Raw genomic sequence first — 26,685 nt, forward strand, 5'->3', positions numbered from 1 at the left:
CTCGTGGATTAGCAGATTGTTTTTTCTTCAATGAACTTGTTAACCAGCGTCATTAACTCGTCCGTTGTCGGTTGAGCAAGAGCCTGCTCTGCTAACACCTTCGCATCTTCGAAGTTCGTGTTACGAATAATCTTCTTAATGCGCGGGATAGAAATGGCACTCATACTGAATTCATCCAGACCCATCCCCAGCAACAGAAGTGTAGCACGTTCGTCGCCAGCAAGCTCACCACACATGCCTGTCCATTTGCCTTCAGCATGAGAAGCATCAATAACTTGCTTGATCAAAGTGAGTACGGACGGTGACATCGGCTGGTAAAGATGTGAAATCATATCATTACCACGGTCAACTGCCAGGGTGTACTGCGTTAAATCATTGGTACCGATACTAAAGAAATCAACTTCTTTGGCCAGGTGACGAGCGATAGTCGCCGCGGCAGGGGTTTCCACCATGACGCCAATTTCAATGCTCTCGTCGAAGGCTTTACCTTCACTACGCAGTTCCTGTTTGTAGATTTCGATCTCTTTTTTCAGCGCACGCACTTCTTCAACAGAGATGATCATCGGGAACATAATGCGCAGTTTGCCGAAAGCAGAAGCGCGCAGGATAGCGCGAACCTGATCGCGAAGGATCTCTTTGCGATCCATGGCGATACGCACAGCGCGCCAGCCAAGGAACGGGTTCTCTTCTTTCGGGAAATTCATGTACGGCAGTTCTTTGTCGCCGCCAATGTCCATGGTGCGAACGATAACGGCCTGAGAGCCACAGGCTTCAGCAACTGCTTTGTACGCTTCGAACTGCTCTTCTTCGGTCGGCAGCGCGTCGCGATCCATAAACAGGAATTCGGTACGGTACAGGCCTACACCTTCAGCACCATTGCGCTCTGCGCCCGCGATGTCGCGAACGGTGCCGATGTTGGCGCAGACTTCTACCTGGTGACCATCAAGGGTGATCGCCGGCAGGTCTTTCAGTTTCGCCAGTTCCGCTTTCTCTTCCGCAACCTGAGCCTGCGCAGCACGCAGAGTTTCGATCTCGTCGTCGCTCGGGTTAACGTAAACTTTGTTGTTCACCGCGTCGAGGATCAGGTAGTCGCCGTTTTTCACTTGCGTCGTGACGCTGCCGGTACCCACAATCGCTGGCAGTTCCAGAGAACGGGCCATGATGGACGTGTGAGATGTGCGGCCACCGATATCAGTGATAAAACCGAGCACCTTTTTCAGGTTCAACTGTGCGGTTTCTGACGGGGTCAGATCCGCCGCAACCAGGATAACTTCTTCCTGGATTGCGCTCAGGTCGATAATCGGCATACCCAGAATGTTGCGCAGCAGACGTTTACCGATGTCACGCACGTCAGCCGCGCGCTCTTTCAGGTATTCGTCGTCCAGCTCTTCCAGGGCCGTAGCCTGGCCTTCGATAACTTCATGCGCCGCAGCATCGGCAGTCATGCTCTTATCTTTAATCAGGGCTATGATTTCCTGCTCCAGCTCCTCATCTTCAAGCAGCATAATGTGCCCTTCGAAGATGGCTTCTTTTTCTTCACCGAAAGTTTCACCCGCTTTCGTTTTGATCGCTTCCAGCTGTGCCGATGCTTTGGCACGACCGCTCAGGAAACGCTCAACTTCCTGGTCAACCTTGTCGGCAGAAATTTTCTTCCGGTCGATGACGATCTCGTCTTCTTTCAGCAGCAGTGCTTTGCCGAAAGCGATACCCGGGGATGCTAAAATGCCTGAAATCATAACCCTACCTTTACTTGTGACTGATCTTGAAAAGAACCCGAAAAAACTTACTCGAGTTCAGCCATCAGTTTAACCAGATGTTCAACTGCTTTTTGCTCGTCTTCGCCTTCTGCGGTCAGAGTCACAACAGTACCTTGAGTCAGGCCCAGAGTTTGCAGTTTGAACAGGCTTTTCGCGCTGGCGCTTTTGCCGTTGGAAGTCACAGTGATCTCAGAAGAGAAGCCTTTCGCTTCTTTAACAAACTGAGCAGCAGGGCGGGTGTGCAGACCGTTCGGAGCGGTAATGGTAACTTCTTGCTGGAACATTGTATTTCCCCAACTTATAGGTTTAGTGTTGTGGAACTAAAGTCTAGCCTGGCGGTTAGACTTTAGCCTGTATAGTTAGCGCCGGCGTAACGGAACAAGAGACAGAGGTCGTGCCGATAAAATCCGCTACAGACGCATCCGATCGCTGACGTTTCGTCCGTCATTAAACATTATGCCGCGAAAGCCAGAATTGAACCAAATCATAAAATCGATTCAGCAAGATGAAATCTGACTTCGATTAATTTCGCGCTTCAAAATAAATGTGATGGTTAAATACCAGACCCGGAGGATCCAGGCAATGCCAGGAGGGGTAAAAATTTGATGTACGCCACAAAAAAGCACCTCGATGGGTGCTTTTTTGCGCTAATTTAACAATCTGGCATCACTGTTGCAGTTCTTTCTCAGTGAACAGATCCGCAAACAAAGCGGTGCTCAAATAACGCTCGCCGGAAGACGGAAGGATAACCACAATGTTCTTATTGGTAAAGGCTTCATCTTCCTGAAGCTTCAATGCAGCTGCCACAGCCGCACCGGAAGAAATACCCGCCAGGATACCTTCTTCTTCCATCAGACGACGTGCAGTGCTGATGGCTTCTTCGTTGGTGATTTTGACAACTTTGTCGATCAGTTTCAAATCCAGGTTGCCCGGAATAAAACCTGCGCCGATGCCCTGTATTTTATGCGGGCCTGGTTTCAGTTCTTCACCCGCCAGCGCCTGAGAAATGACCGGCGAATCGGTCGGCTCTACCGCCACGGTGATCAGATCGTTTTTGCCTTTGGTGTTCTTGATATAGCGCGTCACGCCGGTCAGCGTACCGCCGGTACCCACGCCAGAGATAAACACGTCCACCTGACCATCGGTATCTTCCCAGATCTCCGGACCGGTAGTTTTTTCGTGGATTTCCGGGTTCGCCGGGTTGCTGAACTGCTGCAGCAGCAGATACTTAGCCGGATCGCTGGCCACAATCTCTTCTGCTTTTTGAATCGCGCCTTTCATGCCTTTCGCGCCTTCGGTCAACACCAGGTTGGCACCCAGGGCTTTCAGCAGCTTACGGCGTTCGATGCTCATGGTTTCTGGCATCGTCAGCGTCAGTTTGTAACCGCGCGCTGCCGCCACATAGGCCAGAGCAATACCGGTGTTGCCGCTGGTTGGCTCGACCAACTCGACGCCCGGCTTCAGTACACCGCGTTTTTCGGCATCCCAAATCATATTGGCACCGATACGGCATTTCACGCTGAAGCTTGGGTTGCGGGACTCGACCTTCGCCAGGATACGTCCGTTACCGATGCGGTTCAGTCGAACCAGCGGCGTATGACCAATAGTCAACGAGTTGTCTTCAAAAATCTTACTCATAGCCCGTCCTTAACTGTATGAAATTTGGGAACCCCATCAGCATACGCACTTACTGTTGATGCGGAAGTAAGGAATTCGCATATCTATATGCTGCGTCGAAATAATGCTAAGCAGTATGGAATAAGAAACGGAATAATTCCTTAACGCCAGGCTGCATGTTTATCACGGTAGCAATCGACCCACATCGCCGTCGCGCCGCATACCGCCACCGGCATCACCACCAGGTTCAGCACCGGAATCAGCGTAAACAAGCTGGTCAGCGCGCCAAACTGCATATTCATGGACTTACGTGAACGCAGCGCGAGGCGCATCTCTTTGAACGGGACTTTATGGTTGTCGAAGGGATAATCGCAATACTGGATCGCCAGCATCCACGCGCTGAACAGAAACCACAGCACTGGCGCGACGGTTTGCCCGATCCCCGGAATAAAATAGAGGATCAGCAAAAGCGCGGCGCGTGGGAGATACCAGGCCAGTTTCTGCCATTCACGCTTCATAATGCGCGGCACATCTTTCATCACGCCCATGATACCGGCATCGGGTGGCGTGGCGCCGGTCAGCCGCGCTTCCAGTTGCTCAGCCAGCAGGCCGTTAAACGGCGCGGCGATCCAGTTGGCGATAGTTGAAAAGAAATAACCAAACACCAGCAGAACTGAGATAACCACAATTGGCCATAACAGATAGCTCAGCCACTGTAACCAGTCCGGAACGTGGCTCATCAACGACGGGATCCAGCTATCAAGGCGGGTAAACAGCCACCAGAATGCGCCGCCCATCAGGATAATGTTCACCAGCAAAGGCAAAATCACGAAACGACGAATGCCTGGCAGCGTGACCAGTTTCCAGCCCTGGGAAAAGTAAAAGACGCCACTGCGTACCGTACCTGGGGACGATGAAATCATAATCTGCCTGTACTCCTTTTATGACAGCAGGAAAAATTGAAGCTTATAATATTCACCTGACGGGGGAAACCCGTTCAGAAATGTTCGAAAAAACAGCAAAAAGCACAATTTAGCGTATCTTTCTGCGGCGAAAGCCCCCCGCACACTTGCACTTGAGGTAAGGGGCAAATACTCTTAGTGAGTAAAGGTTTGCCGTGGTGGCAAGGTGTTAGAACAACAGAGAATATAATGATGCAGGATTTGCGTCTGATATTAATCATTGTTGGCGCGATCGCCATAATTGCTTTACTGGTTCACGGGTTCTGGACCAGCCGCAAAGAACGTTCTTCAATGTTCCGCGATCGCCCATTAAAACGCATGAAGTCGCGACGTGACGACGAAGAGTTGTATGACGAGGATGTCGAAGACGACGACGAAGGCGTGGGTGAAGTTCGTGTTCATAAAGTGAACACTGCGCCAAAAGCTACAAATGAGCAGGACGCACCGCGTCAGCATCCGCAGCATCAATATCAGCCGCCTTACGCGTCGGCCCAACCGCGCCCGTCTGCACCTGTGCAGCAACCGCCGGAAGAACCCGCGCACCACGCACCGCAGCCTTCTGTTCAGCCGTCGCAACCGGAACGCCGTCCTGTTCAGGCGCCCGTGTTTGAACCCCAACCGGTTCAGCACCAGCACGCTCCGCAGCCTGCTGCTCCGCAATATCAACAACCTGCTGCACCGCAACATCAGCCGCAGCAACAGGTTCACACACCTGCGCCGCAGCCTGAGCCTGAGCCGGTTGTGGAAGCGCCGGTGGAAAAACCGCAGCGCAAAGAAACGGTCATTATTATGAACGTTGCCGCGCATCACGGCAGCACCCTCAACGGCGATGTGCTGTTGAACAGCATCCTGCAGGCGGGCTTTAAATTTGGCGATATGAGCATTTTCCATCGTCATCTTAGCCCGGACGGCAGCGGCCCGGCGCTTTTCAGTCTGGCGAATATGGTCAATCCGGGGACGTTTGACGTCGAGATGATGGGTGAAATGACCACACCGGGTGTGACTATCTTTATGCAGGTGCCTTCTTACGGCGATGAGCTGCAAAACTTTAAACTGATGCTGCAATCCGCACAGCATATCGCCGATGAAGTGGGTGGTGTGGTGCTGGACGATCAGCGTCGGATGATGACGCCGCAAAAACTGCGTGAATATCAGGACCGTATTCGCGAGGTCAAAGACGCCAACGCGTAACGGGTCTGCTCAGATACTTTCCTTCCAGAACCCCCGCCAGTCGGGGGTTTTTTATCATTGATGGTGCGATATGGAATCAATAGAACAACAACTGACAGAACTGCGAACCACTCTTCGCCATCATGAATACCTGTACCATGTTATGGATGCGCCGGAGATCCCGGATGCGGAATACGATCGCCTGATGCGTGAGCTGCGTGAGCTGGAAGCGCAACATCCTGATCTGATCACGCCAGACTCGCCCACACAGCGTGTTGGCGCCGCGCCGTTGACCGCGTTCAGCCAGGTGCGTCACGAAGTCCCGATGTTGTCGCTCGACAACGTTTTTGACGAAGAGAGCTTTCTGGCATTTAACAAGCGCGTGCAGGACCGGTTGAAAAGCACCGACGCGTTGACTTACTGCTGCGAGCTGAAACTCGATGGCCTGGCGGTCAGCATTCTGTACGAAAATGGCGTGCTGGTGCGCGCTGCAACGCGTGGCGATGGTACGACCGGGGAAGATATCACGACGAACGTCCGCACCATCCGCGCGATCCCATTAAAGCTGCATGGCGACAACATTCCTGCACGCCTTGAAGTCCGTGGCGAGGTGTTCCTGCCGCAGACCGGTTTTGAAAAAATCAATGACGATGCGCGTCGCACCGGGGCAAAAGTGTTTGCCAACCCGCGTAACGCGGCGGCAGGGTCGTTGCGCCAGCTCGATCCACGTATTACCGCAAAACGCCCGCTTACCTTCTTCTGCTATGGCGTCGGCATTCTTGAAGGCGGAGAACTGCCGCGCAGCCATCTGGCGCGTCTGCAACAGTTTAAAGCCTGGGGTCTGCCGGTGAGTGAGCGCATACGTCTGTGCGACAGCCCGGACGCGGTGCTGGCTTTCTACCATAAAGTTGAAGACGATCGCCCGACGCTGGGCTTTGATATCGATGGCGTGGTGATCAAGGTCGATTCCCTCGATTTGCAGGAGCAACTTGGCTTTGTTGCCCGTGCGCCGCGTTGGGCGGTGGCTTTTAAATTCCCGGCGCAGGAGCAAATGACCTTTGTGCGCGATGTGGAGTTCCAGGTTGGGCGTACGGGGGCCATTACGCCTGTTGCGCGCCTTGAGCCAGTGCATGTTGCCGGTGTGCTGGTGAGTAACGCCACACTGCACAATGCCGATGAGATTGATCGGCTGGGGTTACGGATTGGCGATAAGGTGGTGATTCGCCGTGCTGGCGATGTTATCCCGCAGGTGGTGAATGTGGTGCTCTCCGAACGCCCGGCAGAGACGCAAGAAGTGGTGTTCCCGGCGCACTGCCCGGTGTGCGGCTCTGATGTGGAGCGTGTGGAAGGCGAAGCGGTTGCCCGCTGTACGGGCGGGCTCATTTGCGGTGCGCAACGGAAAGAAGCCCTGAAGCATTTTGTCTCCCGCCGCGCAATGGACGTGGACGGCATGGGCGATAAGATAATCGACCAGTTGGTGGAAAAAGAGTATGTGCTCACTCCCGCTGACTTATTCCGCCTGACGGCCGGAAAATTGACCGGTCTCGATCGCATGGGGCCAAAATCGGCGCAAAACGTGGTCAACGCGCTGGAAAAAGCCAAAGAGACGACGTTTGCCCGTTTCCTCTATGCGCTGGGAATTCGTGAAGTCGGCGAAGCCACGGCAGCCGGTCTGGCGGCCTATTTCGGTACGCTGGAGGCGCTTATGGCCGCCTCCGTCGATGAACTGCAAAAAGTCCCGGATGTGGGCGTGGTGGTGGCGAAGCACGTCGATAACTTCTTCAACGAAGAGAGCAACCGTGAGGTTATCCGCCAGCTTGTCGGCGAGGTGGGGATCCACTGGCCTGCACCTGTGGTGGTCAATGCCGAAGAGATCGACAGCCCGTTCGCCGGGAAAACGGTTGTGCTGACCGGCAGTCTGAGCCAGCTCTCCCGCGATGATGCCAAAGCACGTTTAACGGCCCTTGGCGCGAAAGTGGCGGGGAGCGTGTCGAAGAAAACCGATCTGGTGATTGCGGGCGAAGCGGCGGGTTCAAAATTAGCAAAGGCGCAGGAGCTGAGCATCCCGGTGATTGACGAGGCGGAGATGATCCGGCTACTGGGAGAGTAAATGGAAAAAGAGCAGCTCGTTGAGATCGCCAATACCGTGATGCCTTTCGGAAAATACCAGGGGCGACGGTTAATTGATCTGCCGGAAGAGTACCTGCTGTGGTTCGCCCGCAAAGAGGCGTTTCCCGCCGGGCGACTGGGTGAGTTACTGCAGATTACGTTGCTGATTAAAACGGAAGGGCTGAGCCATCTGGTTCAGCCCCTGAAACGCCGCTAAGCTTTCGCCGCTTCCTGCGCCTGGTTTTTCTCCGCCTGACGTTTGTAGCGGCGCGCCAGCACGGCGCAGACCATCAACTGGATCTGGTGGAAAATCATCAACGGCAGCACCATCATGCCAATGGCCGATGTCGGGAACAGGATGTTGGCCATCGGGATACCATTGGCAAGGCTTTTCTTCGAGCCGCAGAAGACAATGGTAATCTCATCCGCTTTGTTAAAGCCGCATTTGCGCGCGACCACTACATTCACCACGATCACGATAGCCAGTAATACCAGGCTCGCTACCACGATAAACAGCAGTGAACCGACGCCGACTTTATGCCAGATGCCGTTAACCACCGCTTCACTGAATGCGGAGTACACCACCAGCAAAATCGACGTCTGGTCGGTTTTGGAAATCCACTTTTTATGTTTTGCCACCCATGCGCCGGTCCACGGGCGGGAGAGGTGCCCCAACACAAAAGGCAGCAGCAGTTGCAGCATGATTTTTCCAACCTGTTCGAGACTGCCTTCCGCGCCGTGCAGGTTCATCAGCAGGCCGACCAGCAGCGGCGAGAGGAAAATCCCAAGCAGGCTAGATGCCGATGCAGAACAGACGGCAGCCGCAACGTTGCCGCCCGCCAGTGACGTAAAGGCGATCGCCGACTGTACGGTGGCGGGCAAAATGCACAGGTAGAGGAACCCGGTATACAGCTCCTGGCTGACATTGACCGGTGACCACCAGACAAACAGCACACCGAGCACCGGGAAGAGAACAAAGGTGCTGCACATAACCCACAGGTGTAAGCGCCAGTGGCTGCCGCCAGCGATGATGGCCTCGCGGGAGAGTTTTGCACCGTGCATAAAAAACAGCAGCGCAATGGCGGCGGTCGTCAGCCATTCAAAAAAGGGCACAAAGCTGCCGCGGGCGGGGAAAAACGAGGCCAGCAGAACCGTACAGACCAGCGTGAGGGTGAAAGGATCAAGAACACGAAACAGTTTCATAGGCACTCCTGAAAAACGGTGTTGCTATTGTGCTTTTTCTGCTTTGAGAAATAAAATTGATTTATTGCATCCATTCATGAATTTAACAGATGAATTATTCACTCCGTCAGTTGCGCGTCTTCGTCACCGTTGCCCAGGCCAGAAGTTTTAGCCGGGCAGGGGACATCATTGGACTCAGTCAGTCCGCCGTCAGTCACAGCGTTAAAGAGCTGGAGCGTCAGACCGGAGTTCGCTTGCTGGATCGCACTACCCGTGAAGTGGTGTTAACGGAAGCCGGGCAACAACTGGCGATCCGTCTCGAACGGTTGTTAGATGAGCTTAGCAGCACGCTGCGCGAGGCCGGGCGGGTAGGGCAGCAATTAACCGGTACGGTACGTGTTGCCGCCAGCCAGACCATTTCTGCCCATCTGATCCCGCAATGCATAGCCAGCAGTAATCATCGCTATCCGGAAATCGATTTTGTGCTGCACGATCGACCACAACAGTGGGTACTGGAGAGTATTCGCCAGGGCGAGGTGGATTTTGGCATCGTTATCGATCCGGGGCCGGTCAGCGATCTGCAATGTGAAGAGATCCTTGAGGAGCCATTTTTTCTGCTGTGCCGTCACGATCATCCATGGGCGCAACGTGCTGCTGTGCCGTGGTCAGCGTTAGAGGGAGCGCGGCTGGTGGTGCAGGATTATGCATCGGGGAGCCGTCCGCTGATTGATTCCGCACTGCTTCACTTTGGGATACAGGCAATGATTGTGCAGGAGATTGGTCACCCGGCGACGCTTTTCCCAATGGTGGAAGCGGGGATTGGTATCAGTGTGCTGCCTGCGTTGGCGCTGCCATTGCCACAGGGGAGCCAACTGGTGGTAAAACGTCTCGTGCCGGATGTGCAACGGAAAATTATGCTGGTTCGCCGTAAAAACCGTTCGTTGTCGGGGGCTGCGCAGGCGTTATGGGAAGTGGTAAAAGAACAGGCCCGGTGTTTAAACCAGGCCCGTGAGGACGATCCGTTATTTACTCAGACGTAGATATCAATCTGATGATCGTCGGAAGGGTTGTTGACGCCTTCCACTTTTGCTTGCGGTTGTTGCTGAACTTGTTTCTGCTCAGCCTCTTCCGCTTGCTTGCGCTGCAACTGCGCCAGTTGTGCCTGCAGTTGCTGGATTTGAGCCTGAATCAGCTCTTGTTGTTTCTTTTTCTCTTCGGCGCTACCGCTGCCGTTGGACACATCTTTCAGCTGCTGAGTCAGCTTGGTGATCTGCTGAGTGATGCGGCTGATCTGCGCAGCGGTATCGCTGCTGGCAGACGATGAACTACCGGTGCTGCTGCTACTGCCTTGTACTGACGGAGTTGTTGCTGAGATAGTTGTCATTGAGCTCCCCTTCTTTGCCATAAAACATCATTATCGGCGTAATCAAATAGTTCTTGAGTCGCGGTCACGGAAAGGCCGCAATGTGAGCATCATATCCGGACATTAAGGATAAATTATGGATAAAGGTTACCGTGTTTACCTGTTGAAAAACATATGGTTTTATTGTTTTTATCATTGCTGATAAGGTGTTTTAAAGCGCTGCTTTAAGTAAAATGTGAAAATTTATATCTGGCTAAAATCGCCATTTTACGCTGCAAAAATGCTGGTAATTATTTAGAAAATGGAACGTTAATCGCAGGAAAGTAAGACGTCAGTTGATCTTACAGCAGGGCCAGGTGGTGGCGTTGCAATGAGCAGGCCTGCACCACGATGCTTCGGGAAGTTGGCAAATGCCGGAAAGCAAAAAAGCGCCTTTAGGGCGCTTTTTTACATTGGTGGGTCGTGCAGGGTGACTCGGCTTCGCCTCGCCCTTCGGGCCGTCGCCGCAGGCGGCTCCGTTGTCTCACTTCGTTCGACCCGAACCTGCTGCAGGTATACTCGTCTCATCCTGAGACTCGCCCTGCGGGCCAACGCCTGGCGTTGTTCAAAATTGTTCCCGACAATTTTGTCGAATCTTTCAGCATCGCAGAAAGCAAAAAAGCGCCTTTAGGGCGCTTTTTTACATTGGTGGGTCGTGCAGGATTCGAACCTGCGACCAATTGATTAAAAGTCAACTGCTCTACCAACTGAGCTAACGACCCGAAGTGGTGGGTGATGACGGGATCGAACCGCCGACCCCCTCCTTGTAAGGGAGGTGCTCTCCCAGCTGAGCTAATCACCCACTTCGGTACTTCACTGATAAGAATTCGCTGGTGAGAAAGTGGTGGGTGATGACGGGATCGAACCGCCGACCCCCTCCTTGTAAGGGAGGTGCTCTCCCAGCTGAGCTAATCACCCACTTCTCATTCTTATCTACACTGCGGGAACCACAAAAATCGTGGTGGGTGATGACGGGATCGAACCGCCGACCCCCTCCTTGTAAGGGAGGTGCTCTCCCAGCTGAGCTAATCACCCCCGCTGTGTGGAGTCGCATTATAGGGAGAGTTGAAAATGAGTCAACGCATTTTCAAAAGAAATTGTTCGTTCGTCGTAAAATTAGACAAACCGCTGCGTAATCCGTCGCGAGAGCATGATTTCTAAACAAAATAGCCCGATACACTGCCGATCGCGGCAACAACATTGAGGAATCAGCCCACAGTGATAGAATATTGCCCACTTTCATTTTAGGTAGTGCCGACGGTCGGCATCTTTATCAACGTAAGGCCAATTCATGAAAATCAAAACTCGCTTCGCGCCAAGCCCCACCGGCTATCTGCACGTTGGCGGCGCGCGTACAGCTCTCTATTCCTGGCTATTTGCTCGTCATCACGGCGGTGAGTTTGTACTGCGTATCGAAGACACCGATCTTGAACGCTCCACCCCGGAAGCAATTGAAGCCATTATGGATGGCATGAACTGGCTGAACCTGGAGTGGGACGAAGGCCCGTACTTCCAGACCAAACGTTTTGATCGCTATAACGCCGTGATTGACGAGATGCTTGAAGCCGGCACTGCATATAAATGCTACTGCTCCAAAGAGCGCCTCGAGCAGCTGCGCGAAACGCAGATGGCAAACAATGAAAAACCGCGTTACGACGGCCGCTGCCGCCACGACCACACTCATCACGCGGATGATGAGCCTTGCGTGGTGCGTTTTGCTAACCCGCAAGATGGCTCGGTGATCTTTGATGATCAAATCCGTGGCCCGATCGAGTTCAGCAACCTGGAACTCGACGATCTGATCATCCGCCGTACCGATGGCTCTCCAACCTACAACTTCTGCGTTGTGGTGGATGACTGGGACATGGAGATCACTCACGTGATCCGTGGCGAAGACCATATCAACAACACGCCGCGCCAGATCAACATCCTGAAAGCGCTGAACGCACCGGTTCCGGTCTATGCGCACGTGTCGATGATCAACGGCGACGACGGTAAAAAACTCTCCAAACGCCATGGCGCCGTCAGCGTGATGCAGTACCGTGACGACGGCTATCTGCCGGAAGCATTGCTGAACTACCTGGTGCGCCTGGGCTGGTCCAGCGGCGATCAGGAAATCTTCACCCGTGAAGAGATGATCAAACTGTTCTCGCTGGGCGCTGTCAGCAAATCGGCGAGTGCGTTTAACACCGACAAATTGCTGTGGCTGAACCATCACTACATCAATACGTTGGATCCGGAATATGTCGCGACCCATCTGCAATGGCATATTGAGCAGGAAAACATCGACACGCATACCGGTCCGCAACTGTTTGAGCTGGTGAAATTGCTGGGTGAACGTTGCAAAACTCTGAAAGAGATGGCGGCAAGCTGCCGTTACTTCTATGAAGAGTTTGACGCGTTCGATGCTGATGCGGCGAAAAAACACCTGCGTCCGGTTGCCCGTCAGCCGCTGGAAGTGGTGCGTGACAAACTCGCGACCATTACCGAATGGACCGCAGAAAATGTGCACCACGCCATTCAGGCCACGGCCGACGAACTGGAAGTGGGCATGGGCAAAGTGGGTATGCCGCTGCGTGTTGCGGTGACCGGCGCGGGCCAGTCTCCGGCGCTGGACGTGACCGTTCATGCGATTGGTCAGTCCCGCAGCGTGGCGCGTATCAACAACGCGCTGGCGTTTATTGCTGAGCGCGAAAACCAGCAGTAATAAATAGCGCCGTATGAACAAAAGCCGCCCTCCCTGAAGGCGGCTTTTTTATTACCAGCTGTAGCTGACGGTTGCCGTCATCGTCCGGCCAATGCCATAGAAACAGGCACTGCTGCCGCTACAGGCTGCCACATACTTGGTGTTGGCAATGTTGTTGACGTTAAATTGCACGTTCGCCCCTTTCATGCTGCTGCTCAGTTCACCGAGATCGTAACCGAGCATTGCGTCATACAGATCCACCGCCGGGACTTTAAACGTATTCTGCGCATCACCATAGCTGGTACCGATGTAACGGACTCCCACGCCTGCGGTCAGGTTTTTCAGCGGGCCACCCGGCAGGGTGTAGCTGGTGAACGCCGACGCCATATGCGTTGGAATACGCGCTGGCGTTTTGCCTTTGGTGCTGGCGACGGTAGTTTCGGCGTTTTCCGCATCGGTGTAGGTATAAGAGGCGATCAGGTTCAGGCTATTAAACAACGTGGCGTGCAATTCGGCTTCCAGCCCTTTCGAACGGATCTCGCCCGCGTTTTCATACCAGCCTTCACTGCTGTTGTAGGTCGGTACATTGTCCTGGCGCAGATCGTATACCGCCAGCGACATCAGCGTGTTTTCCAGCGGCTGATATTTCACACCCACTTCCGTCTGCTTGCCGGTGGTCGGTTTAAACGGCGCCACGCCCGGCGCGCGGTTCGTTTGCAGGTTTGGTTCAAACGAGGTGCTGTAGCTGATATACGGCGACAGACCAACATCGAACGCGTACAGCAGACCGGTGCGCCAGGTGAACTTGCTGTCGTTTTGCTGCGTGCTGGCATCGGAGGTGGTGAAATCAGTCGTGCGAATTTCCGACCAGTCATAACGACCGGAAAGCAGCAGCTCCCAGTTATTCCAGCTCAGCTGATCCTGCAGATAAAGCCCCATCTGGTCGAGGTTTTGCTGCTCGTTAGTACGAGTACTGAAGGTGCTTTCATCGACATTCACGCCGTACACCGGGTGGGTCCAGTCAAAATCATATTGTGATCCGGTCCCGCGTTGCAGTAACTGGTGATCCCGGCTTGATTTGTAATCCAGCCCGCCCAACAGCGTATGGTTAACTTCTGCGGTGGCAAACTGCGCTTCAACCTGGTTATCAAGGCCGAACTCATCGGTCTGGCGCGTTTCATGCTGGGCATTACGCGTTAATACCGTGCTGTTTGCCGCATTGTTGGCATACACCAGGTAGCGATATTTCTGTTTGATCGTGGCGTAGCGGGCGTTCTGGCGCAGCGTGATCGTATCGTTAAGCTGGTGCTCAAACTCATACCCGATCATCGTCTGCTCGCGCCAGGATTGATCGTAATTGGGATCGCTGACGTTCATATCGCGCGGCAGATAACGCCCGTTGGCGCTGACCACCGTGCCGTAATAGGGCAGGAAATTGCGATAACCGGCGTCCGGATCTTTCTGGTAGCTGGTCAGCAGGGTAAAACGGGTCTGATCGTTAGGATACCAGGTGATCGATGGCGCAATCGCCATGCGCGTCTCTTTGTAATCATCCACCTGATTATTCTGCGTGCGAGCAATACCGTTCACGCGATACAACACGCGCCCGTCATCGCTGAGTTTACCGCCAAAATCAAACGCGCCTTCCGCCAGATTATTGTTGCCGGTGCGGAACTGCACGCTATGAATCGCCTCACTGGTCGGGCGCTTGCTGGTCATGCTGATAAGCCCGCCTGGGTTGACCTGGCCAAACAGCACCGATGCCGGGCCGCGCACCAGTTCGACCCGCTCCAGCAGCCACGGATCGAGCGTACCGGTTTGAGAGGAGGCGGTTGCGCCATAACTCAGGCCATCAAGGAATTTCGGCACATAGCTGAAACCGCGCACAAACACTTCATCATTCCGGTTGGAGGAGCCGCGGTACTCGGTGAACACGCCCGCGCTGTAACGCAGTGCCTGCGATACCGAGCTGACATCCAGCGCTTTCATTTGATCGCGGGTGATCACCGACACCGATTGCGGTGTTTTGACTAAATCCGCCGCCGTTTTGGTGGCCGCCAGCGTTTTGGTCGCCACCATGCCTTTCACCGGTGCAGTGGGATCTTCCGCTGCACCTGGTGTGACCAGCAGCGTTTCTTCGCCCGCGTTTTTTGCCAGCGCCGGAGAGCTGGCGGCGCCAACTGTCAGGCTCAGCAGCCAGAGTTGCATGATTTTGTTATTTTTAAACATGAGTTAAAACGTCCCGTTTTAGAAACAGCCATTCAAATAACCCCCTTATTTCTTAAGCAAATAAGGCGGCCAGACACCATTAACGGCATGGATGATATTGCAAATAATTACCATTTGCATTAGCGTTGTGTGGAATTTCATAAACGGAAACATTGCCGATGAAAATGGCGTTGAGTGGTTTACTGATTGGGCTAAGCGCACTGCCGGCAATGGCTGCACACTGTGAAGCGCCCTCAGTCCAGGGCGAGCAACACGGGAAATTTGATGCCAGCGGGGAGGTCTGTTTTCAGCTTCCGCTGCTGGGGGAAAATTATGTTGCCGCCACGCTGTCTGGTGTGACCGACGCTCATCTGCTGGACAGGCAAAACCACCGTTTACGTGCGTTACTGGAAGGCGGACCGAGCGATGGCGAGCAGTCATTGCTGTTTTCGTTACCGATACAACAGCCTTCATCACTGGTGCTGCATGGTCAGGAAGGCACGCGCTGGCGCTTCTCGTGGCGAATGAAAGAGACCACGCCGCTTCCGCGCCCGCAGACGCTTGCGCCAGTCAGCCCGCGTTTGCAGCAACTGGCCAGCGAGCTCGCTGCTGGCGGTACAACAGAGGCCTTCTGGCAGGAGCGAAAACAAGCAGGGACGCCATTAGTTGAACCGGTTGACGCCAGCCACAAGCGGGTCACGTTTTTATGGCGTGGCGCCCGCGCAAATGTCTTTATTCTCGGATCGCCGGCAGGCGATCACGATCCCCTGTTTCGTCTTGCACATTCGGATGTCTGGTTCCGCAGTTATGTCGTCCCGGCGGATACCCGCATGCAGTATCAGCTCGCGCCGGATGTACCGCAGGTCGACGGCAGCGCACGGGATCAACGTCGGGCGATCCTCGTTAGCGCGCAGGCTGACCCGCTTAATCCACACACCCTGAACACCGGGCAGACCGATCGCTGGAACCGCGCGTCACTGCTTGATTTAGCGCCTGCGCGCTACTTCTCCAGCGAAGCCATGGCGCAACCAGTGCGCCACGGTGTTCTGTCGCGTCAGTCATTTTACAGTGAACGCCTGGGCAACCGCCGTGAGATCGTGATTTACCGGCCGCGCGCGTCGCAGCCCGCGCGCTGGACGGTGATCCTCTTCGATGGACAAACCTGGCAAGGGGAGTACCGCACCGCCAATGTGTTGGATGGTCTGATTGCCCGCCACGCGCTGCCGCCGGTCAATATTGTCTTTATCAATAGCCTCGACCACGCGCGGCGCGCCAAAGAACTGCCGCCGAATACGGATTTTGCCGACGTTATGGCCTGGGAACTGATGCCATGGCTACGTCGGCAGGGGATCCCGCTAACGCGTAATAAAACCGTGCTGGCCGGAGCAAGCTATGGTGGCCTGGCCGCGTCGTGGGTGGCGTTACGTTATCCGCGCCTGTTCGGTAATGTGCTGAGCCTTTCCGGTTCGTACTGGTGGGCGCCAGAGGGGGAAACGCCGGGCTGGTTGACGCGTCAGTACCAACACGCGCCGCGCTATCCGGTGCGATTCTGGGTACAGGCGGGGCGGTTTGAGTCACAAGGGGCCGACGGCGGCATCTACGCGAACAGTCGTGAGTTTGCGCAGGTGCTGCGCGAAAAAGGTTACACCGCGAGTTTTCACCCCTGGTCAAGTGGTCATGATTACGCGGCGTGGGTCGAAGCGCTGGTGGCAGGTATGCGGGATTTTACCGGGCTGAAGTAACGGGCCGCCAGGCAAACAAAACGCCCGGCAGCGCTAACGCGTGCCGGGCTTGTACAGGTTGCGAAGGCTTAACGCGCAACCACAAAACGTTTGTCGTCGTCCATAAAGGCTTTTTCGCCTGCCGGTGCGACAATCGAACCGAAGTTCATATGGCCGCGCAGCTTCCAGTTTTCCGGGATGTTCCAGCTACGCTGTACATCGGCATCCACCAGCGGATTGTAGTGTTGTAAGTTCGCGCCAATCCCTTTTTCGGTCAGCGCCAGCCAGACGGCATACTGGGCAATACCGGTGCTGTGTTCAGACCAGACCGGGAAGTTATCGGCATAGGCGGCAAACTGCTCCTGCAACCCTTTCACCACGTTCTGATCTTCGAAAAACAGCACCGAACCGGCCGCGGCGGCAAAGCCGTCGATTTTTTCCGAGGTGGCGTGGAAGTTCTCTGCCGGCACGATCTTTCTCAGCTGTTCGCGCGTCAGTTCCCAGAACTGTACGTGTTCTTTACCCAGCAGGATCAGCGCGCGCGAACTTTGCGAGTTAAATGCAGACGGTGCCTGGCGAATCGCTTCTTTGACGGTTTCAATCACAACATCTTCTGCCACCGGCAAGTTTTTACCGAGGGCGTAAATGGTTCTGCGTTGTTTCGCCAACGCGATAAAGTTGTCTGACATGACGGCTCCTGAAGTTGACTGTTCAACCGCGGCCGGGGTGGCCTGCGGAAACAAAGCGCTAAAAATTTTCTGCAACGGGTTCATGTTCGCCTGATCCTGGTTGTGATATCGCCCCTTTACGGGGCGATGTTTTTATTTGCTCAGTACTGCGGTCATATACACGCCGTTGTCGCTACGGGCGCTGGTGATTTTGTAAGAGGCATTTGCCTGTTCTGCCTGAGCGGCAATTTTTGCTTCAGCCGCGCTGAGGGTGGAAGCGCTGGCGCTGATGCTTTGTGCAAAAGAACCGAAAGAGAGGGTAGAAAGTGCAGCAACAGCAACGAAAGTTTTGATGAATTTCATGGTCGTAATCCTGTTCAGTTTTGTTTGAGAAGGGCTGTGTTGCCCTGATGTGATAAATCATAAGCCTGCAAATCGCTGATAAAAAGCGGAACAATTTGCGGATAACATTCAAAAAAATAGAACAAGAGTGGCGAGAGAGATGCAATTAATAAGCGGGGGAGTTAACCCTGCCACTAACCGGAGAGGGCAGGGTAAATGTTCTCAGACAGCGAGCCAGCGCCGCCAGATAAAGCGCAACACAAAGAACTCAACGCAACCGAGTAGCAAAAACCACAGGCAGTAGATCAGGGTATAAAGCTGATTTAAATCCAGCAGGTGGAAGCGCTGCACCAGGCTTTGCGCCAGTTGCAGCCCCGGTGTGGGCGCGGGAAGCAGCAACACAGAGATAAACGCCATCAGCAGGATGCCGGCAAGGGTAACCAGAGATTCTAAGGGGTGTTTCATAAGCGTCTGTCGGTGGTGAAAAGCCGCATTGTCGGGGAAAGCTGGCCTGAGCGCAACGTTCCCCGACGGGCAATCAGGCCACCACGAAGCGGTCAACCAGCGTCGCCATGGTTTCGGACTGATGATCCAGCATCTGGCTGGCGCTGGCAGCACTAGCCACCAGACCGGCGTTTTGCTGCGTGACCTGCTCCAGCTGGTTCAGCGCCTGATGTACCTGCGAAACGCCCAGCGACTGCTCGCTAGCCGCGCGGGCAATATCGCTGATAAATGCCAGCATCTGGCCGGTATTGGCCTTTGCCGCTTGCAATGCGCGATCGGAGGACTGCACCAGCGTTACCCCTTGCTGGATCTGCTCCATATTTTTCGTGACCAGTTCGCGGATCTGGTGCGCGTCGTTGGCGCAACGCTGGGACAGATTGCGCACTTCGCTTGCCACCACCGCAAAGCCTTTACCCATCTCTCCGGCACGCGCGGCTTCGACTGCGGCGTTCAACGCCAACAGGTTGGTCTGGAAGGAGATTTCGTCAATCGAGCTGACAATGCTGGAGATCTGTTCGCTGGAGGCGCGGATGGCGCTCATGCTCAGGTTCGCTTCGCCCGCCACGCGGCTCGCTTCCTGCACCTGTTTCTCCATCTCTTCGGTCAGTTTTTTCGCTTCGTTGGCGTTATCCGCTGTCTGGTTCACTGCCGTGGCGATTTGCTCCATGCTGGCTGCGGTTTCCACCAGCGACGCGGCCTGCTCATCCGTGCGGGATGCTAAATCCTGATTGCCGCCAGCAATCTCAGAACTGGCGCCGCGCAGCACATTCGCCCCGTGCTTAATTTCACTCACAATATGTTGAATGTTCTCTATCGCCTGGTTGTAAGCGCGGTTAAGCAGAGAGAGCTCATCGGTGCCGGGAACCTCCAGCCGCTGGGTCAGATCACCGTTCATCCCTTCAATGGTGGAGAGCGACGTATGTAACTGGCGGTGAATGCTGCTGGCGACCAGCAAGGCGAAAAACAGCGCCACAACCAGTGCCGCAACGCTGATAACAGCAAAGATCGTCACGTCGCGCCAGGCTTTATCCGCCAGCGTTTGCGCCGTGTGCAGCAATGTATTGGCAGAGGCGTCTTCAATGGATTTCAGTACTGTGATGCGCTCTGTCTGGGCTTTGAACCAGTCGGCAGGCGCAATGCCAAAGCCGCCCTCTGTCGCACGATCAATCGCATGCTGGCGAAGTTCCAGCGCATGTGTTGCCTGCGGCGTTTGCAGTTGCGCCGCCAGCTTCGCGTTGACGTCCGCCGTACTGAAAACACGCGTTGCCGCCAGCCATGCCTGCTGTTTACCCACCACTTCATTAAGCAGGCGGAACTGCCCGTCGTTAAAACGATCGGCAGAGAAAATGTTCGACATCAGCGCACGTTCAACGCCAGTCTGTTCTTTGGCGTTGAGCAGGCTGTAGTAAGCCGCCAGTTGATTGACGATATCGCCATTGTCGGTGAGCTGGCTAATGCCTCCCACCACATTGAGTAAATCGTTGATGATCGTGCTGTACCACACCAGCGACTCGCTGCCGCTTACGCTCTGGCTTCGCACCTGCTGGCGGAACGCCTCCAGTCCTTGCTGGTGTTGCCGGAATTGGTCCAGTGCGCGTCGGATATCGCTATTGGCATCTTGTACCTGCGACTGTTTAAGCGCCTCCGCAAACTGGCTAATCGCCTGTGCCGACAAGGGATATTGTGCTGATAATTCAGTGGAAAATTGCTGGCCTTTACTGCCTAAATAACCGGCGCTCATGCCACGCTCTTTTTGCAACTCCTGAATCACATTACCGGCGTTTTTTGCAAGCTCCGTCAAAGAGATAATGGTGCGCATTTGCTGACCCGTTTCCACGCGGGACAGGATGCCGCTGGTTGCCAGCCAGATCAACGCAAACAATAGCGGCAGCAGCGCCAGTAATAATTTTGCTTTCATCGAAAAACGGTAAATCCAACTCATAAATATGCCTCATGTTTGCGGTTGCTCATATTTGTTATCGGAATAGAGGCTGACGCCTTTATTTTAACGTAAGGCTTGTTGATATTTATCAATTCTTCTGATGTGTTCTTACTCCTTTGTGGGTATTATTTGTGGCGAAAGAAAAGCTTATTAAAAATAAGCTTTTTTTATCTTTCTGATTAATCACAGGGAATAATCTGGCGGTGAAAAATTAACGCGTTATTATCCCGCCGCCCAGATTTCCGTATGTTTTTGCACTAAACCCATTAACGATCCCCCGCCTGCGACAAACTCACGCATCTGCTGCGCTTCGCTCTTGCAGCGCTTTACCACATTAGCCAGTTCATCCAGTGCGCTACCGGCATTGAGCTTATCGGCCCAGGGTGCAAGCTTATCCAGCAACGGCGTCAGTGAGTCAGCAATGGTGCACTGTTCGCCGGTATGTACATCGGTCAGGATGCCGTCCAGACCAAAGCGGCAGGCCTGAAAACGGTTGAATTTATACAATAAGTAATCCCGCTCCTGATGTTTAAACGGGCGCTCGGCCAGCAGCCAGTGCGCCAGCGCCTGAATAAACCCGGCGACATTGATAGCATGAGAGAGCGTGAGCGGGGTATCCATCACCCGCACTTCGACTGTGCCAAAGTGCGGGCTGGGGCGGATGTCCCAATGCAGGTCTTTAATGCTCTCAATCATTGACGTGTAGCTTAAGCGTCGAAACAGCCCTGCAAACTCTTGCCAGTTGCTGACCCACGGTGCATGGCCGTTATCCGGGAAGGCGGAAAAGATATTCAGCCGTGATGACGCAAAGCGGGTATCCGTGCCCTGCATATACGGCGAGGCAGCGCCAAGCGCAATAAAGTGCGGCACGAAGCGGGAAAGGCCATGCAATAAATAGATGGCGTCATCGCCGCTCGGGCAACCAATATGCACATGCTGACCAAAGACCGTGGCCTGCTGTACCAGATAACCGAACATCTCCAGCGTGTGGTGATAACGCTCGTCGTTGCACACTTCCTGGCGCTGCCATTTCTGGAAGGGGTGCGTCCCGCCGCCGCAAATGTGCAGATGGTGCTCCGCCGCTGCCTGTAAAATCACCGACTGCATGGCGGTGAATTGATGTGCCGCCTGGTTGATATCCCGGCATACGCCAGTGGCGATTTCCAGCATGCTTTCGGTGATATCGTGCTTCACTTCGCCGGCGGTGATCTGGTCTTTTACCGCTGCGATAAGCCGGGAAGAGTCCTGGCTTAAATCGTAGCCCGGCGGGTTAACCACCTGTAATTCCAGTTCAATACCCAGCGTAAATGCGTCAGAAACATGAAAATCGGGTAATGGCATAACACTCCCTTACGCAATGTGTTTTCTTTATTATGGAAGTGAATATCCATTCCTTCCTCCTGCCATTGCCGATGATTTTTTTACCTGTTCTGGCCAGAGCAGATTGCGAATTCTTTTTGTATCCCCACGAAAAGCTGTAATAAAAAACACGCTGCTAAAATATATCGGCGGGAAATAAGTCTCCGGCCAATATAACGGTGTCACATCGGTACGAAAGATAAGCAACATTAATAAAGAGGGCGATGAAACGTCTGCCCGGTGGTTAGCCGGGATCCCTCAGCAAAATTGCTCCAGTTGCCCGCGAAGGACTTCCACGCCAGGGGCGATGGCATCCGGGTTGATGGCATGAAATCCCATACGGAAGAAGTTATCCGGTGGCGCATCTTGCAGAAAATGACGCGCGCCAGGTTCAATCAATACACCAGCATGGGCCGCGCGCCAGGTTAACTGCTGGGTGCTGATCTGCTCCGGCGTGCGGAGCCAGAAGGCGTTGGCATGTTCACTGCCGGGCATCATCTCGCAGGCGGGCAGGAAGGTACGCAACGCATTATGCAGGCAGTCCCAGCGCCGGGCGGAGTCTTCATGGTAGCGTCGCAGATGGGTTTCGTAATGGCCCTGCGCCAGAAAATGGGCCATCTGATATTGAATATTGGTTGGCGGGTGGCGATAGACCAACCGGCGCAGCGCGCGCGCCTCATCAATGATTTCCGGGGCGGCAACCATATACCCCAGCCGCAAACCCGGCGACAGCGCTTTTGACAGGCTGCTGACATAAATCACCCGCCCGCTGCGATCGCTGGCTTTTAACGCGGGCAGCGGGTTTTGCATAAAGTTACTCTCTGAGTCGTAATCATCCTCAATCACCACCGCATCGTGGCGGGTGGCGTAATCGAGCAATTCAGTGCGACGCGCTTTACTCATGGTCACGCCGGTCGGCACCTGGTGCCCAGGCGTAACGTAGTAGTAGTCGCACGGTGTTTCATTGAGCACCAGTCCTTCGCTGTCTACCGGGTGCGGCACGATCTGCGTATCGCTTAATAAGAAGGTGTTAATCGCTTCGCGAAAGCTGGGGTTCTCCACCGCAACGCGGGTGGTGCGCGACATTAACAGGCGCGTCAGCAGATAGAGCGCATTTTGCGAGCCCAGCGTAATCAGGATCTCATCCGGTGCAGCGACAATGCCGCGTTTGGGCAGCACGCGGGTGCGGATCTGCTCAATCAACATCGGCACATCCTGGTCAATATGATCAATCACCCATGCCGGGTCGCGCACACCGCCGTGCAGCCAGTTTGCCGCTGCACGCCAGGTAGCGAGCGGGAACTGCTGGGTATAGGGCTGACCGTAGATAAACGGGTAACGGTAGTGCATCCAGCCAGCGGGTTTGAGGATCGATTCCTGCTGACTGGGGGTAATTTTCAGGCGGCTGCCCCAATGTGGTGCACTGCTTTCGCATTCAGGTGCAGGCTGTGCAGTATTTTGCCCACAGCTGTAGTAATCCGGGTGCAGGTAGTACCCGCTGCGGGGGCGGCTGACGAGGTAACCTTCGTTCACCAGGCTTTCGAACACCAGTGCGGTGGTATTACGCGATACATTGAGCTGGCTGGCGAGCTGGCGGCACGAAGGCAGCGGGGTATCCGCCGGGAAAATACCGCTCAGAATCGCATTAATCAGCGATTCGCGAACCTGCTCTTGCAACCCTCGTTGGCCGTCAAAATTTACGTTCAGTAGATGACGAATCATGCTGTGCTCCTCCGGATATATCGCTATACAGGGTTGAGCAAATTCCATACCAGCTTCGGTGCATCTGACACAACCATTCACAAAAACTGGCTCTATTCAGAAAAGCGCAAGCCTCCCTATTGTAAAAACGCAGTCACAAAAACCGGACGGCTCACTGTTTCGGCATATATCTTGCAACGCTTCCAGCACACCCGGGATATACCGGTCTGGCACATTTAATAAGGGTGGAAAGATGAAAAAAGTATTCGGCAAATATTGTCTTGCAGCCATGATGACCCTGGCATTTTCTTTACACGCAGTGGCAGCAGATTTACCCGAAATCGAAAAGTCCGGCACCATGAAAGTCGCGACTGAAGATGATTATGCTCCGTTTAACTTTATGAATAACGGCCAGACGGATGGTTTTAACAAGGACATGCTTGAAGAGTTACGTAAATACGCGAAATTCAATATCAACCAAAGTATTTTACCGTGGACTGGCTTACTCGCCGCGGTTTCTACTGGCCAGTATGATATGGCATTAACCGGTGCGGTAATTACCGATGAACGCCTCAATGTGTTTAATTTCACACCACCGTGGGCCTCTGCTCAGCATTATTTCGTGAAACGCGCCGACGATAAAACATTAAATACCATTGCCGACCTGAGCGGTAAAAAAGTGGGCGTACAGGCGGGCAGTGCTTTGCTGGCGCGTTTACCGGAACTGAAAGCGATGCTGGAAAAAGTCGGCGGCAAATTGGGGCCGGTGGTGGAGTATCAATCCTACCCGGAAGCCTACGCCGATCTGGCGAATAAACGCGTCGACTACGTGATCAACGTGGTTATCTCGGTTAACGACCTGGTGAAAGCCAAGCCGAAGGTCTTTGCCAAAGGACTGGCGGTATCCGGCCCTGGTTATATGGCATGGCCTATCCCGAAAAACTCCCCGGAATTGCTGAAGTTTATGACCGGGTTTATGAACCATATGACCGAAACCGGCAAGTTGACCGAGTTGCAGAAAAAATGGTTCGGCGAGACCTATGAACTGCCGAAAGAGCCGATCACCAGCGCCGATCAGTTCCACAAGTTAGCCGGTCTGTAAGTGTCATGCGGCGGGCGACCGCCGCTCGTTTTAAACAGGAGGGAACATGGACTTAATTTCATGGCAACTGTTGATTGAAGGCGCATGGACGACCCTCTGGATCTCTGGCGTGGCGATTGCGTTTGGGGTGGTTATCGGTCTGGTTATTGCGTTTATCCGCATGATGAAGATCCCGTTCGTTGACCAGTTGCTGGTGGTTTACATCAGTCTGGCGCGCGCCACGCCGCTGGTTACGCTGGTGCTGTTTCTGTTTTTATCCCTGCCGACGCTCGGCATCAATCTGGATAAAACGCTGGCGGCGATTGTCGCCCTGACGCTGAACACCTCGGCGTTTAACGCCGAAATCTGGCGTAACGCCTTCCGCAATTTCCCCCGCGAGCAGCGAGAAGCGGCGGAGTCGGTGGGCATGCGGCGCTGGACCTACTTCCGGCAAATTATGCTGCCGCAGATGTGGATAGAGAGCCTGCCTGCGCTGGTGAATGAGATGTCATTCCTGATCAAAGGCAGCCCGGCGATTGCCGTTATCGGCGTGGTGGATCTGACGCGTGTCACCAACCGTATCTCATCGGTGACGTACGAACCATTGTCGCCGATCCTCGCTGCCGGTCTGTTGTACGTCATTATTATCGGCCTGCTGCTGAAGTTGCAGGGGATGGCGGAACGTAAAGCGAAGCGCCTGGCGCGATAAGAGACGGAGGAGTTATGAATCAGTGGGGAATTATCTGGGCAGCGCGGGAAAGCTTTTTTAATGGCCTGCTATCAACACTTGAACTGTTTATTATTGCCGCCGTTGTGGGATTATTGATTGGCGTATTATTGTGTTACGTCATGGAATATCAAAACCGCTTTATTAATCGCCTGATTATCGCTTTTGTCAGCCTGATGCGCGCCGTGCCTTTTTTGATTCTGGCCTATTTGCTTTATTACGGTTTGCCGCAACTGGGGATCAGCATGGAGGCCTGGACGGCGGGTCTGTTGTCACTGGTGATTTATCATGGTGCTTATTTCTTCGAAATATTGCGTAGCCAGCGGCGGATCTTCTCCGCAGGCTATATTGAGGCGGCCGTATCACAGGGGTTCTCGCGTTATAAAATATTCCGCCGCATTGTATTGCCGAATATTTTTTCCTCTGCGCTGCCGCTGATGGGAAACCAGCTGATTATTTGCCTGAAAGACACTGCATTTCTGTGCATTATTACCGTGCAGGAGATTACCGCCGCCGCGAATAGTGTGCAGTCGACTTACTTTATTCCGTTTAACGCCTTTATTGTCGCCATTGCGCTGTACTGGGGGATCAGCATTTTGCTGGAGTTGCTGATTAAGCGGTTAAGCCATTACGGAGCGAAAAGAGGAATGACCCATGCCTGAAGCAAGCGCGGTTAGCATTAAAAACCTGTCCAAACAGTTTGATAACGTCGAAGTGCTGCGCGATATCAACCTGACGGTAGAAAAGGGCACGGTAGTCAGCATCCTCGGGTCGTCCGGTTCCGGTAAATCAACGCTGTTGCGCTGCATGAACTGGCTGGAACAACCGGATCGCGGGGAAGTGCGCATTAGCGGCCTGCGCATCGGGGTGGATGAAAAAACCGGCAAAGCGATGTCGCACAAAGATCTCTCTCACATTCGCGAACGGGTGGGGATGGTGTTCCAGAGCTTTAACCTGTGGCCGCATTTAACGGTGTTGCAAAACGTCACCGAAGCGCTGGTGCACGTCAAGGGAATGAAGCGCGAGATGGCGAACGAAATTGCTCACCGGCAACTGGAAAAGGTCGGCATGAGCCATAAAGAAGCGGTCTATCCGATAACGCTTTCCGGCGGGCAGAAGCAGCGCGTGGCGATTGCCCGCTCGCTGGCCATGTCGCCGGAGGTGATCCTGTTTGATGAACCCACTTCAGCGCTGGACCCGGAACTGGTGAATGAAGTGCTGGGCGTGATGAAGGATCTGGCCGCGGAAGGCTACACCATGGTGGTGGTCACCCATGAAATGGATTTTGCCCGCCAGGTGTCGGATGAAGTGGTGTTTCTGGAGAAAGGCCTGCTGATTGAAAAAGCCCCGCCGGAGAAGTTTTTTACCGATCCCGACTCAGACCGCGTACGCAAGTTTTTGCAGTCCAGTCGCTGAATATCGCCCTCCCCATCGGGAGGGCTCTCCCGATAGTCTTTCCCTATGACGCTATAGCAATCTCGTAACGGCCCGGCCGTGGCGCGTGCAGTACCCTGAATGCAGTATTCATTCTGAAGAGGTGGAGGTGT

23 protein-coding genes, 4 tRNA genes and 1 other RNA gene are annotated in these 26,685 nt (G+C 54.1%); 10 read left to right on the forward strand and 18 right to left on the reverse strand.

All coding sequences use genetic code 11. The features are described 5' to 3' along the window. Nucleotides 1–8: 8 nt before the first annotated feature. The 4 genes from ptsI to cysZ form a co-directional block, all read right to left on the reverse strand. Nucleotides 9–1,736, reverse strand: a complete 1,728-nt coding sequence (gene ptsI / locus ACQ3G7_RS00765; protein ID WP_061493793.1) for a phosphoenolpyruvate-protein phosphotransferase PtsI — start codon at nucleotides 1,734–1,736, stop codon at nucleotides 9–11. 47 nt (nucleotides 1,737–1,783) lie between these two features. Further along, nucleotides 1,784–2,041, reverse strand: coding sequence for a phosphocarrier protein Hpr (gene ptsH / locus ACQ3G7_RS00770; protein WP_007370907.1), 258 nt, complete (start codon nucleotides 2,039–2,041; stop codon nucleotides 1,784–1,786). A 382-nt stretch (nucleotides 2,042–2,423) separates the two neighbouring features. Continuing rightward, nucleotides 2,424–3,395: a cysteine synthase A gene (cysK, locus tag ACQ3G7_RS00775; protein ID WP_430888496.1), complete on the reverse strand. Its 972-nt coding sequence runs from the start codon at nucleotides 3,393–3,395 to the stop codon at nucleotides 2,424–2,426. Nucleotides 3,396–3,535: 140 nt separating this feature from the next. Beyond that, entirely contained in the window at nucleotides 3,536–4,297 is a 762-nt protein-coding gene (gene cysZ / locus ACQ3G7_RS00780) for a sulfate transporter CysZ (RefSeq protein ID WP_430888497.1), read from the reverse strand. 228 nt (nucleotides 4,298–4,525) lie between these two features. Between cysZ and zipA the strand changes: the two genes are divergently transcribed. The 3 genes from zipA (at nucleotide 4,526) to ACQ3G7_RS00795 (ending at nucleotide 7,832) form a co-directional block, all read left to right on the forward strand. After that, nucleotides 4,526–5,527 carry a cell division protein ZipA gene (gene zipA, locus ACQ3G7_RS00785; RefSeq protein WP_430888498.1) on the forward strand — a complete coding sequence of 334 codons (1,002 nt, stop codon included), beginning with the start codon at nucleotides 4,526–4,528 and terminating at the stop codon, nucleotides 5,525–5,527. Nucleotides 5,528–5,597: 70 nt separating this feature from the next. Next, complete coding sequence (gene ligA / locus ACQ3G7_RS00790; protein WP_430888499.1) at nucleotides 5,598–7,616, forward strand: NAD-dependent DNA ligase LigA; 2,019 nt, start codon at nucleotides 5,598–5,600, stop codon at nucleotides 7,614–7,616. Then, nucleotides 7,617–7,832: a DUF3820 family protein gene (locus tag ACQ3G7_RS00795; RefSeq protein WP_061493798.1), complete on the forward strand. Its 216-nt coding sequence runs from the start codon at nucleotides 7,617–7,619 to the stop codon at nucleotides 7,830–7,832. On the opposite strand, the gene ACQ3G7_RS00800 is transcribed toward ACQ3G7_RS00795, so the two are convergent. After that, the gene (locus ACQ3G7_RS00800) at nucleotides 7,829–8,818 is read right to left on the reverse strand and encodes a bile acid:sodium symporter family protein (protein WP_263099877.1); all 990 of its coding nucleotides are present in this window, start codon (nucleotides 8,816–8,818) and stop codon (nucleotides 7,829–7,831) included. The two genes, ACQ3G7_RS00795 and ACQ3G7_RS00800, sit on opposite strands and share 4 nt — an antisense overlap. 89 nt (nucleotides 8,819–8,907) lie before the next feature. Here ACQ3G7_RS00800 and ACQ3G7_RS00805 point away from each other — a divergent pair, with 89 nt between their 5' ends. Then, a complete protein-coding gene (locus tag ACQ3G7_RS00805; RefSeq protein WP_430888500.1) occupies nucleotides 8,908–9,837 on the forward strand; it encodes a LysR family transcriptional regulator in 930 nt (309 codons plus the stop codon). Here ACQ3G7_RS00805 and ACQ3G7_RS00810 read toward each other — a convergent pair. The 6 genes from ACQ3G7_RS00810 to ACQ3G7_RS00835 form a co-directional block, all read right to left on the reverse strand. Further along, nucleotides 9,828–10,181, reverse strand: coding sequence for a FlxA-like family protein (locus ACQ3G7_RS00810; RefSeq protein ID WP_263099879.1), 354 nt, complete (start codon nucleotides 10,179–10,181; stop codon nucleotides 9,828–9,830). The genes ACQ3G7_RS00805 and ACQ3G7_RS00810 overlap by 10 nt on opposite strands. A 432-nt stretch (nucleotides 10,182–10,613) precedes the next feature. After that, a non-coding RNA gene (locus tag ACQ3G7_RS00815) (RtT sRNA) lies at nucleotides 10,614–10,751 on the reverse strand. Nucleotides 10,752–10,845: 94 nt separating this feature from the next. Then, nucleotides 10,846–10,921 (reverse strand) — tRNA-Lys (locus tag ACQ3G7_RS00820). 4 nt (nucleotides 10,922–10,925) lie between these two features. Next, a tRNA-Val gene (locus ACQ3G7_RS00825) sits at nucleotides 10,926–11,001 on the reverse strand. 40 nt (nucleotides 11,002–11,041) lie between these two features. Further along, nucleotides 11,042–11,117 (reverse strand) — tRNA-Val (locus ACQ3G7_RS00830). Nucleotides 11,118–11,158: 41 nt separating this feature from the next. Beyond that, nucleotides 11,159–11,234: transfer RNA gene (locus ACQ3G7_RS00835), tRNA-Val, on the reverse strand. A gap of 256 nt (nucleotides 11,235–11,490) precedes the next feature. Between ACQ3G7_RS00835 and gltX the strand changes: the two genes are divergently transcribed. After that, nucleotides 11,491–12,906, forward strand: coding sequence for a glutamate--tRNA ligase (gene gltX / locus ACQ3G7_RS00840; protein WP_430888501.1), 1,416 nt, complete (start codon nucleotides 11,491–11,493; stop codon nucleotides 12,904–12,906). Between the two features lie 51 nt (nucleotides 12,907–12,957). Here the strand turns inward: gltX and ACQ3G7_RS00845 are convergent, their stop codons facing one another. Continuing rightward, the gene (locus ACQ3G7_RS00845; RefSeq protein WP_430888502.1) at nucleotides 12,958–15,114 is read right to left on the reverse strand and encodes a TonB-dependent siderophore receptor; all 2,157 of its coding nucleotides are present in this window, start codon (nucleotides 15,112–15,114) and stop codon (nucleotides 12,958–12,960) included. Nucleotides 15,115–15,272: 158 nt separating this feature from the next. Here ACQ3G7_RS00845 and ACQ3G7_RS00850 point away from each other — a divergent pair, with 158 nt between their 5' ends. Further along, a complete protein-coding gene (locus ACQ3G7_RS00850; RefSeq protein WP_430888503.1) occupies nucleotides 15,273–16,835 on the forward strand; it encodes an alpha/beta hydrolase-fold protein in 1,563 nt (520 codons plus the stop codon). Between the two features lie 68 nt (nucleotides 16,836–16,903). On the opposite strand, the gene ACQ3G7_RS00855 is transcribed toward ACQ3G7_RS00850, so the two are convergent. The 6 genes from ACQ3G7_RS00855 to pdxR all read right to left on the reverse strand — a co-directional run bounded on the left by ACQ3G7_RS00855 (nucleotide 16,904) and on the right by pdxR (nucleotide 23,351). Next, entirely contained in the window at nucleotides 16,904–17,503 is a 600-nt protein-coding gene (locus tag ACQ3G7_RS00855) for a nitroreductase family protein (protein WP_430888504.1), read from the reverse strand. Nucleotides 17,504–17,635: 132 nt separating this feature from the next. Beyond that, nucleotides 17,636–17,845 carry a YdgH/BhsA/McbA-like domain containing protein gene (locus ACQ3G7_RS00860; RefSeq protein ID WP_088238171.1) on the reverse strand — a complete coding sequence of 70 codons (210 nt, stop codon included), beginning with the start codon at nucleotides 17,843–17,845 and terminating at the stop codon, nucleotides 17,636–17,638. Between the two features lie 201 nt (nucleotides 17,846–18,046). Continuing rightward, complete coding sequence (locus tag ACQ3G7_RS00865; protein ID WP_088238170.1) at nucleotides 18,047–18,289, reverse strand: DUF1158 domain-containing protein; 243 nt, start codon at nucleotides 18,287–18,289, stop codon at nucleotides 18,047–18,049. A 73-nt stretch (nucleotides 18,290–18,362) separates the two neighbouring features. Then, nucleotides 18,363–20,270, reverse strand: a complete 1,908-nt coding sequence (locus tag ACQ3G7_RS00870; RefSeq protein ID WP_430888505.1) for a methyl-accepting chemotaxis protein — start codon at nucleotides 20,268–20,270, stop codon at nucleotides 18,363–18,365. Between the two features lie 222 nt (nucleotides 20,271–20,492). Continuing rightward, nucleotides 20,493–21,611, reverse strand: a complete 1,119-nt coding sequence (locus ACQ3G7_RS00875; RefSeq protein ID WP_430888506.1) for a YbdK family carboxylate-amine ligase — start codon at nucleotides 21,609–21,611, stop codon at nucleotides 20,493–20,495. A gap of 276 nt (nucleotides 21,612–21,887) precedes the next feature. Beyond that, nucleotides 21,888–23,351 carry a MocR-like pyridoxine biosynthesis transcription factor PdxR gene (gene pdxR / locus ACQ3G7_RS00880; protein WP_061493807.1) on the reverse strand — a complete coding sequence of 488 codons (1,464 nt, stop codon included), beginning with the start codon at nucleotides 23,349–23,351 and terminating at the stop codon, nucleotides 21,888–21,890. A 232-nt stretch (nucleotides 23,352–23,583) separates the two neighbouring features. Here pdxR and ACQ3G7_RS00885 point away from each other — a divergent pair, with 232 nt between their 5' ends. Genes ACQ3G7_RS00885 through ACQ3G7_RS00900 form a run of 4 tightly spaced genes read left to right on the forward strand, consistent with a single transcriptional unit; the run spans nucleotide 23,584 to nucleotide 26,554 of the window. Continuing rightward, nucleotides 23,584–24,432, forward strand: a complete 849-nt coding sequence (locus tag ACQ3G7_RS00885) for a transporter substrate-binding domain-containing protein (protein WP_263099887.1) — start codon at nucleotides 23,584–23,586, stop codon at nucleotides 24,430–24,432. A gap of 46 nt (nucleotides 24,433–24,478) precedes the next feature. Beyond that, nucleotides 24,479–25,120 carry an amino acid ABC transporter permease gene (locus ACQ3G7_RS00890; RefSeq protein ID WP_061493809.1) on the forward strand — a complete coding sequence of 214 codons (642 nt, stop codon included), beginning with the start codon at nucleotides 24,479–24,481 and terminating at the stop codon, nucleotides 25,118–25,120. Nucleotides 25,121–25,134: 14 nt separating this feature from the next. After that, nucleotides 25,135–25,800 (forward strand): amino acid ABC transporter permease, encoded by a 666-nt coding sequence (locus tag ACQ3G7_RS00895; RefSeq protein WP_061493810.1) that lies wholly within the window; start codon nucleotides 25,135–25,137, stop codon nucleotides 25,798–25,800. Next, nucleotides 25,793–26,554, forward strand: coding sequence for an amino acid ABC transporter ATP-binding protein (locus ACQ3G7_RS00900; RefSeq protein WP_263099889.1), 762 nt, complete (start codon nucleotides 25,793–25,795; stop codon nucleotides 26,552–26,554). Before ACQ3G7_RS00895 ends, ACQ3G7_RS00900 begins: the two co-directional genes overlap by 8 nt. The last annotated feature ends 131 nt before the right edge of the window (nucleotides 26,555–26,685 follow it).

The sequence above is a fragment of the Kosakonia sp. N21 genome, assembly GCF_050587465.1.
Classification (GTDB): Bacteria; Pseudomonadota; Gammaproteobacteria; order Enterobacterales; family Enterobacteriaceae.